This window comes from Prescottella defluvii, assembly GCF_000738775.1.
In the GTDB taxonomy this organism is placed as follows: Bacteria; Actinomycetota; Actinomycetes; order Mycobacteriales; family Mycobacteriaceae; genus Prescottella; species Prescottella defluvii.
This window is the reverse complement of the sequence record NZ_JPOC01000020.1, coordinates 54,737-68,132: the sequence shown is the minus strand read 5'-3', so window position 1 is coordinate 68,132 and position 13,396 is coordinate 54,737. Positions and strand designations below refer to the sequence as shown.

General features: G+C 67.0%; 10 protein-coding genes. All 10 read right to left on the bottom strand.

What is annotated here, in order from left to right; genetic code table 11:
- Positions 1–50: 50 nt before the first annotated feature.
- On the bottom strand, positions 51–3,557 hold the full coding sequence (gene rpoB / locus IJ15_RS0107265) for a DNA-directed RNA polymerase subunit beta (protein WP_031937678.1): 3,507 nt from the start codon (positions 3,555–3,557) through the stop codon (positions 51–53).
- 342 nt (positions 3,558–3,899) lie between these two features.
- Positions 3,900–4,679, bottom strand: coding sequence for a hypothetical protein (locus IJ15_RS0107260; RefSeq protein WP_031937677.1), 780 nt, complete (start codon positions 4,677–4,679; stop codon positions 3,900–3,902).
- Between the two features lie 55 nt (positions 4,680–4,734).
- Positions 4,735–5,352 carry a mammalian cell entry protein gene (locus IJ15_RS0107255; protein WP_156112047.1) on the bottom strand — a complete coding sequence of 206 codons (618 nt, stop codon included), beginning with the start codon at positions 5,350–5,352 and terminating at the stop codon, positions 4,735–4,737.
- Positions 5,353–5,392: 40 nt separating this feature from the next.
- Positions 5,393–6,643 (bottom strand): MlaD family protein, encoded by a 1,251-nt coding sequence (locus IJ15_RS0107250; protein ID WP_031937675.1) that lies wholly within the window; start codon positions 6,641–6,643, stop codon positions 5,393–5,395.
- Positions 6,643–7,881: an MCE family protein gene (locus IJ15_RS0107245; protein WP_031937674.1), complete on the bottom strand. Its 1,239-nt coding sequence runs from the start codon at positions 7,879–7,881 to the stop codon at positions 6,643–6,645. The genes IJ15_RS0107250 and IJ15_RS0107245 overlap by 1 nt, the downstream gene beginning before the upstream one ends.
- 11 nt (positions 7,882–7,892) lie before the next feature.
- A complete protein-coding gene (locus IJ15_RS0107240) occupies positions 7,893–9,140 on the bottom strand; it encodes an MCE family protein (RefSeq protein ID WP_031937673.1) in 1,248 nt (415 codons plus the stop codon).
- Between the two features lies 1 nt (position 9,141).
- On the bottom strand, positions 9,142–10,137 hold the full coding sequence (locus IJ15_RS0107235) for an MCE family protein (protein ID WP_031937672.1): 996 nt from the start codon (positions 10,135–10,137) through the stop codon (positions 9,142–9,144).
- The gene (locus IJ15_RS0107230; protein ID WP_031937671.1) at positions 10,134–11,201 is read right to left on the bottom strand and encodes an MCE family protein; all 1,068 of its coding nucleotides are present in this window, start codon (positions 11,199–11,201) and stop codon (positions 10,134–10,136) included. Before IJ15_RS0107230 ends, IJ15_RS0107235 begins: the two co-directional genes overlap by 4 nt.
- Positions 11,202–11,209: 8 nt before the next feature.
- Complete coding sequence (locus IJ15_RS0107225; protein ID WP_031937670.1) at positions 11,210–12,538, bottom strand: MCE family protein; 1,329 nt, start codon at positions 12,536–12,538, stop codon at positions 11,210–11,212.
- Positions 12,535–13,395, bottom strand: coding sequence for an MlaE family ABC transporter permease (locus tag IJ15_RS0107220; protein ID WP_031937669.1), 861 nt, complete (start codon positions 13,393–13,395; stop codon positions 12,535–12,537). Before IJ15_RS0107220 ends, IJ15_RS0107225 begins: the two co-directional genes overlap by 4 nt.
- Position 13,396 lies beyond the last annotated feature (1 nt).

Below are 13,396 nucleotides of genomic sequence, written 5' to 3'. Positions count from 1 at the left end.
GTGCTCTAGCGCCCCCGGGCTGTGCTCACACACAGCCCGGGGACCGAAAACTAGTTCGCGAGATCGTCCACGGTCGCGGCCTCGTTCCGGGACAGGTTGATGCCCAGGTTCGCGGCGGCACGCTCGAGGTCCTCGTCGTCGCCGTCGGCCATCGCGATGGCTGCGCCGTCCGAGGACAGCACCTCCACGTTGAGGCACAGCGACTGGAGCTCCTTGAGGAGCACCTTGAAGGACTCGGGGATGCCCGGCTCGGGGATGTTCTCGCCCTTGACGATGGCCTCGTACACCTTCACGCGGCCGACGACGTCGTCCGACTTGATGGTGAGCAGCTCCTGCAGGGTGTAGGCGGCGCCGTACGCCTGCATCGCCCAGCACTCCATTTCACCGAAGCGCTGGCCACCGAACTGGGCCTTACCGCCGAGCGGCTGCTGGGTGATCATCGAGTACGGGCCGGTCGAACGCGCGTGGATCTTGTCGTCGACCAGGTGGTGCAGCTTGATGATGTACATGTAGCCGACCGACACCGGGTACGGGAACGGCTCGCCGGAGCGACCGTCGAACAGCGTCGCCTTGCCGTCGGAACCGACCATCTGCTCACCGTCACGGTTGGGCAGCGTCGCACCCAGCAGACCGGTGAGCTCGTCCTCCTTGGCACCGTCGAACACCGGGGTGGCGATGTTCGAGTCGGCCGGTGCGGACAGCATCTCCTCCGGCAGGCTCGCGGCCCAGTCGGGACGCGAACCGTCGGCGGCGATCTGCACGTTCCAGCCGGTCTTGCCGATCCAGCCCAGGTGCGTCTCGAGCACCTGACCGATGTTCATACGACGCGGAACACCGTGCGTGTTCAGGATGATGTCGACCGGGGTGCCGTCGGGCAGGAACGGCATGTCCTCCTGCGGGAGGATCTTGCCGATGACGCCCTTGTTGCCGTGGCGGCCGGCGAGCTTGTCGCCGTCCTGGATCTTGCGCTTCTGCGCCACGTACACGCGGACCAGCTCGTTGACGCCGGGAGGCAGATCGTCGTCGTCGTCGCGCGAGAACACGCGGATGCCGATGACCTTGCCGGACTCACCGTGCGGAACCTTGAGGGACGTGTCGCGAACCTCGCGGGCCTTCTCACCGAAGATCGCACGCAGCAGGCGCTCCTCCGGCGTCAGCTCGGTCTCGCCCTTCGGGGTGACCTTGCCGACCAGCACGTCGCCGTCGCGGACCTCGGCACCGATCCGGATGATGCCACGCTCGTCGAGATCGGCGAGGACCTCGTCCGAGACGTTCGGGATGTCCCGGGTGATCTCCTCGGCACCGAGCTTGGTGTCGCGGGCATCGATCTCGTGCTCCTCGATGTGGATCGAGGTGAGCACGTCCTCCTCCACGAGGCGCTGCGACAGGATGATCGCGTCCTCGTAGTTGTGGCCCTCCCACGGCATGATCGCCACGAGCAGGTTCTTGCCGAGCGCCATCTCACCGTTCTCGGTGCAGGGGCCGTCGGCCAGGACCTGGCCGGTCTCGACCCGCTGACCCTCGTCCACGATCGGACGCTGGTTGGCGCACGTGCCCTGGTTCGAGCGCGCGAACTTGCGCAGACGGTACGTCTTGCGGCTGCCGTCGTCGGCCATCACGGTGACGTAGTCGGAGGAGACCTCCTCGACCACACCGGACTTCTCGGTGACGATGACGTCGCCGGCGTCGACCGCGGCACGCAGCTCCATACCGGTACCGACCAGCGGAGACTCGCTGCGGACCAGCGGCACGGCCTGACGCTGCATGTTCGCGCCCATGAGGGCACGGTTGGCGTCGTCGTGCTCGAGGAACGGAATCATCGCGGTCGCGACGGAGACCATCTGTCGCGGCGAGACGTCCATGTAGTCGACCTCGGAGCCCGAGACGAGCTCCGCGTCGCCGCCCTTACGGCGGACCAGCACCCGGTCCTCGACGAAGTGGCCGTTGACGTCGACAGACGAATTGGCCTGCGCGACGACGTACCGGTCCTCTTCGTCCGCGGTCAGGTAGTCGACCTGATCGGTGATGACACCGTCCTCGACCTTGCGGTACGGGGTCTCGATGAAACCGAACGGGTTCACGCGGGCGTACACCGACAGCGAACCGATCAGGCCGATGTTCGGGCCTTCCGGAGTCTCGATCGGGCACATACGGCCGTAGTGCGACGGGTGAACGTCTCGCACCTCGAGGCCGGCGCGCTCACGGGACAGACCACCGGGGCCCAGCGCCGACAGACGACGCTTGTGGGTCAGACCCGACAGCGGGTTGTTCTGGTCCATGAACTGCGACAGCTGGGAGGTTCCGAAGAACTCCTTGATCGCGGCGACGACCGGGCGGATGTTGATCAGGGTCTGCGGCGTGATCGCCTCGACGTCCTGAGTCGTCATGCGCTCGCGGACGACACGCTCCATGCGGGACAGGCCCACGCGGATCTGGTTCTGGATGAGCTCGCCCACGGTGCGCAGACGACGGTTGCCGAAGTGGTCGATGTCGTCGACCTCGACGGGAACCTCGACGCCGCCGGGGGCGGTCATCGTCCGGTCACCGGCGTGCAGGCGCACCAGGTACTCGACCGTGGCGACGATGTCTTCCTCGGTGAGGGTCGATGCCTCGACGGGCAGGCCGGTGTTGAGGCCCAGCTTCTTGTTGACCTTGTAGCGGCCCACGCGAGCGAGGTCGTAGCGCTTGTCCTTGAAGAACAGGTTCTCCAGGAGCGTCTGCGCGCTCTCCTTGGTCGGCGGCTCGCCCGGACGCAGCTTGCGGTAGATGTCGAGCAGCGCCTCGTCGGTGCCGGCGGTGTTGTCCTTCTCGAGCGTCGCCATGAGGATCTCGGAGAAACCGAAACGCTCGGTGATCTGCTCGGTGGTCCAACCCAGGGCCTTCAGCAGCACGGTGACCGGCTGACGGCGCTTGCGGTCGATACGGACACCGACGGTGTCACGCTTGTCGACGTCGAACTCGAGCCACGCACCGCGGCCCGGGATGACCTTGACGCTGTGCAGGGTCTTCTCGGTGCTCTTGTCGATGGTGTCGTCGAAGTACACGCCCGGCGAGCGGACCAACTGCGACACGACGACACGCTCGGTGCCGTTGATGATGAACGTGCCCTTGTCGGTCATCATCGGGAAGTCACCCATGAAGACCGTCTGGCTCTTGATCTCACCGGTGTTGTTGTTGATGAACTCCGCGGTGACGAACAGCGGCGCCGCGTAGGTCATGTCCTTGTCTTTGCACTCGTCGACAGAGGCCTTGACCTCGTCGAAGCGCGGGTCCGAGAAGGACAGGGACATGGACCCCGAGAAGTCCTCGATAGGCGAGAGTTCCGCCAGGATTTCTTCGAGGCCACCCGTGACCGCACCGTCGCCGCGCGCGGCTGCACGCTCACGCCAGCCCTGCGAGCCGATCAACCATTCGAACGAATCGGTCTGTACATCGAGGAGCCCTGGTACTTCGAGGGGCTCGCGAATTTTCGCGAACGAGACCCTCTTCGGGGCTCCGGGGATTCCGGCAACTGCCTTGGTCTGGCTAGAGACTGCCAAGATGCGTCCTTCCAGCACCTCACGCGGGCCGCTCTTGCTGGTGCGACCGCCGCTGTATCTGCTTCTTCATGTGGGGCGAATTCGCTGGTTACAACCCGAACGAAACCTCGCCACAGGAGCAGGAAGTGGAACACTTCGCCACAGTGAGGATGAGAGGTGGACAGGAGGCAGCCAGCGCAACGTCCAAAATTACACCCAAACTCAGTAGATGTCGAGTCGGGCAGCAGAAAGGACACCCGTCGCGGGTGCCGCACGCGGTATGACGCGTGAATGTTCACGCTTAGAGTGACGCGTGATCATCGCCGCGTCAAGCCCAGATCCCGGCGCTTCGAGCTTCGACCGCGGAGTGCGCCCACGCAGTCACGAGTTCTCGACACCGGACAGCAGCCACTGACCGTCTACCTTCTCCATTCTCAGAATCACCGGCCCGGATGTGCTGCCGGCCGCGACGCCGTCGTTCTCGACACTCACGATCAAGTTGGCCAGCACCTCGGCCCGATTCTCGCCGAGAAGCATGACGCCCACGTTCGTGACCTGCGCCGCCGTGTCCGACCGCGTCTGCTTGACGATGTCGACCGTCGTGCCGATTGTCCGATCGAACTCCGCCTTCATCCCGTCCGTCATCACTGCGCGCGCCGTGTCGGGGAACTGGTCGATCGAATCAGCACTATAGACGGTCACGGCCGTCAGCGCCTGCTCCGCCGCCGCCGCAACCTCCGACGTCGCACCGACATCGACGTACGCACGATTGGCTGACGCACCGTCACGGGACACCATCGCCGCGACGCCGGCGAACGCCGCCAGCACGACCGCCGCGACACCCGCGATCACGACCGCACGCCGACCCGCCCCGCGCCCGGCCTCCGGCACGGTCGGCACCGACGGCTTCGACCCGGTTCCGTCGACGGCAGGTTCCTGCGCGGCAGACTCCTGCACGGTTGGTTCCGCGACCGCGGGCTCCTGCACGGCAGGCTCCTCGACCACGGGTTCCTTGACGAGCAGCACGCTGTCGACCGACTCGCTGACCGCGTCCTCACCGCGGGACGGCGACGCCACCGACCGGGGCGCGGAACCGCCCGCGATCTTGGGCCGCCGAGCGGCCGACGGGGACGCCTTCGGATTACGACGAATGGGAGGCACTGATGGAACTCCTTCCAGCGACCGACGCGGAGACGTCGGCGGCTGCTGAGACGGACTACTGTCCGCCGCTCTGCGGATCGGTGGCCTGGCCTTCCGGCGCGGGCGCGGGCGCGGCCGGGCGCGGCGTCCCCGGGTCGATCACGACGGGCTCACCGAGGTTGCCGGCGTCGGACGCCTTCCAGACGTCGCCGTCGCGCACGAGGCTCATCCGCATCGTGATCTGACGTTTCACCGGCGTCTCGAGATTCGGCATCACGGTCGAGGTCTCGACGACGAGCATCGCGTCCGCGGTCCCGTCGTCGACATTGAGCGAGGTCAGGGCGGCCCGCAGCACGCGCCCGTCGGTCTTGGCGCCCGATGCGGCGGCGGCTGCGGTCATGTCCTCCCGCGTCTTCCCCAGATCGTCGAGGAGCGATCCGGTGATCGACGACTCGAGATCGGCGAAGGACTTCTCCATGTCGGCGGCGTCGTACGAGTTGAGATTGATTGCCGCCTGCCGGGCGTCGGACAGCGCCGTGTCGCGCGCATCCGCGGTCGAGCGGCCCGACTCGGCCCTCGCCCACCCGATCCCGAAGAAGACCGCTGCAACCAGCGCGCCGACGAGGAGCACCCCCACCGCCACGGCAGCGAGCGTGATGTTCTTCGTGGGCGCGGTCGTGGTGGTGTCCGTCACACGGCAACCTTACTCTCGGGTAATGAATTCTCGCCCGGCGCTACCGCGCCGGCACGACGCCCATGAGCGTCGCGATCTGGGTGGCGATCGGGTTCAGATTCAACTTGTCGGGGTCGACCTTAGGCGTACTGTCCCACGGCTGCGGGGTCTGCGGATCGGCGTAGACGATGCGTCCGGCACTGCGGACACCCGTCGGGTTGCCCTGTTCGACCGTGCATCGTGCGTCCATGTTGAACGGGAAGCTGTCGACGGTGTCGTCGAAGTTCGGGTTCTCCGCCTTCATCTTCGCGAGGGTCTCCTGAGTGCCCTCGTAGCCCTGCGTGCACGGCACCGGATTGTTGGTCTCGAGGACCAGTCCGAAGTGGATCGTGCCGTCGCCCGGCGCCACCGCCGACGCCCCCGCCGACAGCGCCGGCAGGAACTGCAGGAACGGCTGCAATGCGATGAACGTCGGCGACACCGTCGTGAGCGTCGTCGCAAGGTTCGTCAGGTTCGCGGTCAACGCGTCGCCGCTGTTCTCGACGAGCTTGCCGACCGTGGCCGTGGCATCGGTACCGGTGCCGATCAGCCGTCGTACGTCGGGATCGCTCGACTTCAACTGGGCGGCGATCTGCTCGAGCCCGTCACTGAACGCGCGGATCGACCCCGACTGCTCGGCCTGGGTGTCGAGCACCGTCCGGCCGTCGCTGATGAAGGTCAGTGTCTCCGGCAGCGCCTCGGTCGCCGTCTCGGTGAACCGGGCCAGCGAGTCGACCAACACCTGCAGGTCGCCGCCCTTCCCGGTGAACGCGTTCCCCAGTTCGACGACGGCCGTGTGCAGCGAGTCGGTGGGCACCGAACGCGCCAACCGGTCCACGCTGCCGATCAGATCCTCGACCGGGATCGGCGTCACCGTGTTCGGCTCGCGGATCACCGAACCGTCGACGAGGAACGGACCCTCGTCCGTGTCCGGCTGCAGGTCGACGTACTGCTCACCGATGGCCGAGCGATTCGCGACGACGGCCTTCGCCGATGCCGGGATCTGCGGGGCCGAGTCGTCGATCATCAACGCGACGGACACACCCTCCTCGGTCAACGTCAGGTCGCCGACCCGGCCGACCGGCACACCGCGATAGGTCACCTCCGCATTGGTGAAGATGCCCCCGGAACGCTCGAGTTCGGCGTTCACCTGGTACTCACCGAAGCCCAGCAGCGTGTCGAGCCGCACGTACTTGGCACCGACGTAACTGATGCCGAGCACCGCGACGACGATGAACGCCACCAACTGCCACCTGGCCAGACGCGAGACCACTACTCACCCACCCCCAGCTGCTTCAGGAACGCCTCGAACGGATTGACCGGAGCCCCCGCCGGCGCGGACACCGCGACACCCGGCGCGGGGACCGGATTCGGCACGATCGGCGGCAGCGGCAGGATCGACACCGTCGGCCACCCCGGGCGCGGTCCGTTGCCGTTGTAGTACGGGTTGCTCGGATCGACCGGGACCGGCGGGCCGTACTCGGGCGGGTAGTAGACGGGGTCCGGTTTCCCGACACCGAGGTTCGACAGGGTGTCACCGATCTGCAGGTCGATCGACAGGAACACGTTCGCCTGGCCGCCGTGGATCGACGGGATGATCGTGTCCGGGAACGGGAACGTCGGGACGAGCGGCGCCGACGTGATGATGTCCGGGGCCGCCGCACCCAGCTGCTGCAGAGTCGGGCGCAGGGCCCGCAGATCGGCGATCAGGTCGTCCTTGGACCGGTTGATGACATCGGCGCCGACCTGACCGAGCCGATCGACCTGACCGAGCATCTCCACCAGCTGCGGACGCTGCTCCGCAAGGATCTCGACACCCTGCGGCAACTCGTCGAGGACCTTCTCGAGCTTGGCGGTCTGATCCCCCACCCGGGCGCTGAGCGTGTCGAGGCCGTCGAGCGCACGCGTGATCGAGTCCCGCTGCCCCTCGAGGCCGGCGATCAACGTGTTCGCCTGCTCCAGCAGTCCACGCACCTTGCTCTCACGACCGTCGAGCGCCTTCTCCAGCTCCGAGATGATGGGCTGCAACTGCGCGACACCACCACCGTTGAGCAGCAGCGACATCGCACCGAGCACCTGCTCGATGTCGGTGGCGTGCCGGGTGCGGTCCACCGGGATCGTCGCGCCGCTCGCCAACCGTTCCGGAGACGGGCTCTGTGCGGGCGCGGCGATCGCAATGAACTTCTCGCCCAGCAGGTTCGACTGCTGAACCTCCGCGACCGCGTTGGCCGGCAGATCGACAGCACTGTTGACCAGCGTCTCCACCTGCGCGGTCCAGCCGTCCGGCGCCACCTCGATTCTCTCGACCCGTCCGACCGGAACCCCGTCGACCTTGACGGTCGACTGCGGCACCAGATCGAGGACGTCGTCGAACTCGATCTTCAATCGCATCGGGTCGCTGCCGACGTCGGCGCCACCGGGCAACGGAACCGCGTAGATGCCTCCCGAGCCGCACGCCCCGACCGTCACCGCGACGACGCACGCGCCCGCCGCGACCGCCGCTGCCCTCATCCGCCCGTGCCTCACGGCGTGCCCCCCTGCAGTTGCGTTCCGCCACCCAGCCGCGGCGACTGCGTGCCCGGAACCGTCCCGGGAACCGCGCCACGCTGCAGGTTGTCACCGCTGAGGATGCCGAGCGGCAGATTCAACGTCGGTGTCCTCACGCCGGCGGTCATCTGATCCGTGATGACCTTGCAGTTGTCGATCAGTGGCTTCATCTGCCGGCCGAGCGCCTCGAACTCCGGGTCACCGGGCTTGAGCTTGGCGACGTCGATGAGCTTGCAGCCCAGACCGAACGGGTCCTGCAGATCCGGCAGATCGACGCGCATCTGCAGCGTGCCCGACTCCGCGTCGTGCGTGTTGACCAGGTTGCTGACTGCGAGCGGAATCGTCACGAGCGCCTCCGCGAGGGAATCGCGCCGGTCCGCGACGGTCTGTGTGACCGTGGTCAGGCTCTCGATGTTCCCCTGCAGCAGTTCCCGGTTGTTCTCGACGAATCGCGCGACGTCGCCGAGCGCGAGCGAGAGCTGATTGAGCGCCAGACCCAAGTTCTCCTTCTCCCCCGCCAGGAAACCACTGAAGTCCGCGAGCTGCGTGTTGAACTGGCGCACCTGCGCGTCGTTGGCGGCGAGGGCGCTGACGAACACCTGCAGGTTCTTGACCGTGTCGAAGATGTCGGTACGCGAGTCGGACAGTGTGCGGGCCGCCGCCGACAACTGCGTGAACGTGTTGCCGAGCGCGTCACCGTTGCCGTCGAGGTTCGCGGCGGCGGTGTCCACCAGGTTCGACAACGCACCGTCCCGGTTGGCCCCGTTCGGCCCGAGCGCCTCCGACAGTTCGGTCACACTCGCGTACAACTCGTCGACCTCGACCGGCGTCGTCGTGTGGTCGCGTTCGATCGTCGCGTCGTTGGCCAGCTTCTCGCCGCCGGTGTACACCGGCGTCAGCTGGATGTACCGGTCGGAGACCACCGACGGCGTCACCTGGGCGGCCTTCACATCCGCCGGGATGTCGACACCCCGGTCGACGGTCATGACCACCTGGACCTGCTTACCCTGGGGCACCACGGAATCGACCGTGCCGACCTTGACGCCGAGCACCCGGACGTCGGAGCCCTCGTAGATGCCGACCGACCTGTCGAAGTACGCGGTGATCCTGGTGGTACCGGCGTTCTGGAAGAGCCACCACAGGACCCCGACCGCGACGACGGCGACCGCCGCGATCAGCGCCACCGGAATCCACTTGCGGTTTCGCGCCTGCGTCTCACTCATCTCAGTTGCCCCCCATCGTGCGCAGCGGCTCGCGGTATCCGGGGATGTCCGGCAGGCCGGGCGGGGTCAGGTTGGTCACGACCGAGTCGAACCATCGACCGTTGCCGAGCACGTTCGCGTAGATCCGGTAGAACGGCGCAGCCATCTCGAGTGCCCGGCTCACGTTCTGCTGGTTCTGGTTGAGGATGTCGATCGCGCCCTGCAACTGGGTGAGCGCCGGGGTGATCTGCGCCTCGTTGTCGGCGACCAGGCCGGTCAGTTCCCGCGACAACGTCTGCGTACTGCTGAGCAGCCGTCCGATCGCCTGCTGGCGGGTATTGAGCTCGGCGAGCAGCAGCCCCCCGTTCGCGAGCACCTTCTCGAACTCCTCACTCCGGTCGGCGAGGATCTGCGACGTCTGCTTCGTCGCCTCGAACAGCTGCTTGAGCTCCTGGTCGCGCTTGGCAACCGTCTCCGACAGCCGCGCCACCCCGTCGAGTGAGCCACGGATCTCGTCCGGCGTGCCCGCGAACGACTGCGACAGCACCTCGAAGCTCGACGCCAGCTGCGTCGTGTCGATCTCGGCGAGGGTGGTGGCGGCGTCGCCGAACGCGTCGATGACGTCGTACGGCGACGTGGTCCGCTCGAGCGGGATCCGCACGCTCGGATCCGCGACCTCGGTGCCCCGCGGATCGAGCGCGAGGTACTTCTGGCCGAGGATCGTCTTGATCTGGATCGACGCGGTGGTCTGGTCGCCGATCCAGGCGTCCTTCGTCTGGAACGACACGAGCACGCGGTCGCCGTCGAGTTCGACGCTCGACACCTTGCCGACCTTCACCCCGGCGACCCGCACCTCGTTGCCGGGCTTGAGCCCGGCCGCCTCGGAGAACTCGGCGGTGTACCGGTTGCCGGCACCGATGATCGGCAGGCTGTCGAGGAAGAACGCCGACATGGTCGCGAGCAGGACGACGACGATGCCGAGGGCACCGGTCACCGCTGGACTTCTTCTCTTCGTCATGGCTGCTCACCGTCCGCGTAGCAGCGGGGAGCCGCGTTGGTGTAGATCGGCTGGTTGATCGTCGGCAGGTTCGACGGGATGTTCAGCTGGGGCGCCGTCCCGGGCCCGGCGACGATGTCGATGCCGCACAGGTAGAACTGGAACCACGATCCGTAGCTGCCGGCGCGGCCGAGTTTCTCCATCTTGATCGGCAGGTTCGTGAGTACCTGGTTCACGTCGGCGGATCTCTCGTTGATGTGTCCGGCGAGCGTGTTCAGGCCCGCGATCGACCCCTGGATCGACGGGCGTGTGGGCACCAGCAGGTCCGCGGTCGCACTGGTCAGGTCCGACAGCGACTGCACCGACTGCCCGATCACGCCGCGGTCCGCGGACAGCCCGCTCACGAGACGCTCGGTGTTGACGATCAGCTGATCGACCTGCTCGTCCCGCTCGTTGACGGTGTCCAGCACGATGTTGAGGTTGGTGATGAGGTCGCCGATCACCTTGTCCTTGTCCGCGATCGTGTTCGTCAACGACGCGGTGTTCGCCACGAGTTCCTCGATGGTGCCGCCCTCCCCCTGGAACACCTGGATGATCTGGTACGACAGCTTGTTGACGTCGTCGGCGCTGAGGGTCTGGAACAGCGGCCGGAACCCGTTGAACAGCGTCGTCAGGTTCACTGCGGGCTTGGTCCGGTCCAGCGGGATCATGTCGCCGGCCGTCATCTTGTAGCCCTGCTGCCCGGTCCCCTGCTCGAGCGCGATGTAGCGCTGACCGACGAGGTTCCGGAACCGGATGGTCGCGGTCGTGCTCGCAGGCAGCCAGTCGCGGTCCGTCACCGCGAACTCGACCTGCGCCTCACGATCGTCGACGATCTCGATCTTGGTCACCTGGCCGACCCGGACACCCGCGATGCGCACCTCGTCGCCCTTGTTGAGCGACGTGACGTCGGTGAACCGCGCACTGAACTTGGTCCCCCCGGTGGAACTGGTGTTCGCGATCGTCAACGCGAGCATGCCGGTCGCGAGAATCGTCACGACCGCGAAGATCACGAGCTTGGTGAGCGGGGCAGCCACCCCTCGCAGCTGTCGCTTCACTTGATGCTCACCTCTTTTCCACGGAGCGCGGGGGCACCGATCATGGTTGTCCAGGACGGCACGTCCTCCGGCGCGATACCGGCCGCCTCGCCGTACACGACCGCCAACGTCTCCCGCTCGAGCGGCGAGCCGGCGAACGTCGCCGATGCGGGCAGCATCGAGAACTGCGGGACCGCGACGTCGGGAATGTTCTGGTCTCCGGGGTTGCGGGTCGGCACCTGGTACGAGCCGTCGTGGATGGAACCGCCGGGGTACTGCCCGATGTCGGTGCCCAGCGGCGGCGCCTCGTAACACCGCGGACCGCGGGTGTCGATCAGGCGCGGCTCATCCTGGTTGGGCAGGTACCGTCCGCGGGGATTGACGAGCTCGATCGTGGCGCGCGCACCCGGGTTGGGCGAGTTCTCGCCGGTGATCGCGCCGGACCGTGCCATCACCTCCGCGAAGTTCGCGAATGTGCAGGTGAAGGTCCCGGAGAACCGCGCCAGAATCTCCAGCGCCTCCCGCGAGTCGGCGGCGATCGAGATCAGCGAATCCCGGTTGGCCGTCAGCAGGTCCGCGGTGCTCGATCCCGTCGACGTCACCGACGCCATCAGGGCATCGATCGCGGGCCGCTCCTGCACGATCGTCGCGTTCGTGGTCCGCAGGTCGTCGAGCGCGTCGATCAACTGCGGCGCCGCATCCGAGTACGTCTGGGTGAAGGTCGCGAAGCTCTCCAGACCGGCCGTCAGGTCCGGTAGCCGGGTGTTGACCCCGGCGAAGATCGTGTCGAGCTGATCGAGCGTGACACCGAGTCGCTCACCCCGGCCGTCGAGCGCCTGTGACAACGCCCCCAGGGTCGAGGCCAGGCTCTCCGGCGGGATGGCCTGCAGCAGCGGCAGCAGACCGTCGAGCATCCTGCCGAGCTCGACCGCGTTGCCACTCTTGTCCTGGTGGATGGTGTCGCCGGCCGTGATCGGGTCGGGGCTCGGATTCACCGGGATGACCAGGTCGACGTACCGCTCACCGAAGAGCGTCTTGGGCAGCAACCGTGCGGTGGTGTTCGACGGGATCAGTTCGGCCTTGTCGGGATCGATCGCCATCACGGAGGTGACCTTGCCGTTCTCGGTGGACGCGCCACGCACCTCGCCGACGATGAGGCCACGCACCTTGACGTCGGCGTTGCGCGGTAGCGCGTTGCCGACGGTGTCGGTGACGAGGTCGACCTTGACGACCGGCGTGAAGGTCTTGTTGTAGGTGGCGATGGTCCCGCCCACGAACAGGGCGAGGACCAGGAAGAAGGCGACTCCCAGGGTCCTACGACGCAGCTTCGACGTGCGCTCGATCATCCGGCCACCCGCACCGTGGTCGTCGTGCCCCAGATGGCGAGGCTCAGGAAGAAGTCCAGGACGGCGATGGTGACGATCGCGGTACGCACCGCGTGGCCGACCGCGACCCCGACCCCGGCCGGGCCGCCGTGGGCGTGGAAGCCGTAGTAGCAGTGGATGAGGATCAGGACGAACGCGAACACCAGGACCTTGCCGAAGGACCAGAGGACGTCCTCGGGAGGCAGGAACAGATTGAAGTAGTGGTCGTACGAGCCGGACGACTGCCCGTTGAACACCGTCGAGACCACCCGTGACGCCAGGTAGGCCGCGAGCAGGCCGACGATGTACAGCGGAATCACGGCGATGAAGCCCGCGATCATCCGGGTGGTGACGAGGAAGGGCACGCTGGGCACGGCCATCACCTCGAGTGCGTCGATCTCCTCCGAGATGCGCATCGCGCCGAGCTGAGCGGTGAACCCGCACCCGACCGTGGCCGACAGCGCCAGGGCCGCGACGACCGGTGCGATCTCACGGGTGTTGACGTACGCCGACAGGAACCCGGTCAGCACCGAGCTACCGATCTGGTCGAGCGCGGCGAAACCCTGCAGACCGACGACGACGCCGGTGAACCCGGACATCATCACGATGACACCGATCGTGCCGCCGATCACCGCGAGCGCGCCGCTGCCGAACGTGACCTCCGCCAGCAGCCGGAGCATCTCCTTCCGGTAGCGGCGCAGGGTACGCGGGGTCCACGCGATGGCCCGCGAGTAAAACGACATCTGTTCGCCGGCGTTGTCGAGCACATCGAGCGGCTTCCGCGCCCAGCGGCGCGCACGCACCAGCGTGTAGCTGCCGCGTCCCTTCGCGATCGTCATC

Excerpts from the sequence above, each read along its gene's own strand:
- IJ15_RS0107245 (WP_031937674.1), bottom strand. The coding sequence starts at position 7,881 with ATGAGGGCAGCGGCGGTCGCGGCGGGCGCGTGCGTCGTCGCGGTGACG.
- IJ15_RS0107240 (WP_031937673.1), bottom strand. The coding sequence starts at position 9,140 with ATGAGTGAGACGCAGGCGCGAAACCGCAAGTGGATTCCGGTGGCGCTG.
- IJ15_RS0107235 (WP_031937672.1), bottom strand. The coding sequence starts at position 10,137 with ATGACGAAGAGAAGAAGTCCAGCGGTGACCGGTGCCCTCGGCATCGTC.
- IJ15_RS0107225 (WP_031937670.1), bottom strand. The coding sequence starts at position 12,538 with ATGATCGAGCGCACGTCGAAGCTGCGTCGTAGGACCCTGGGAGTCGCC.
- IJ15_RS0107220 (WP_031937669.1), bottom strand. The coding sequence starts at position 13,395 with ATGACGATCGCGAAGGGACGCGGCAGCTACACGCTGGTGCGTGCGCGC.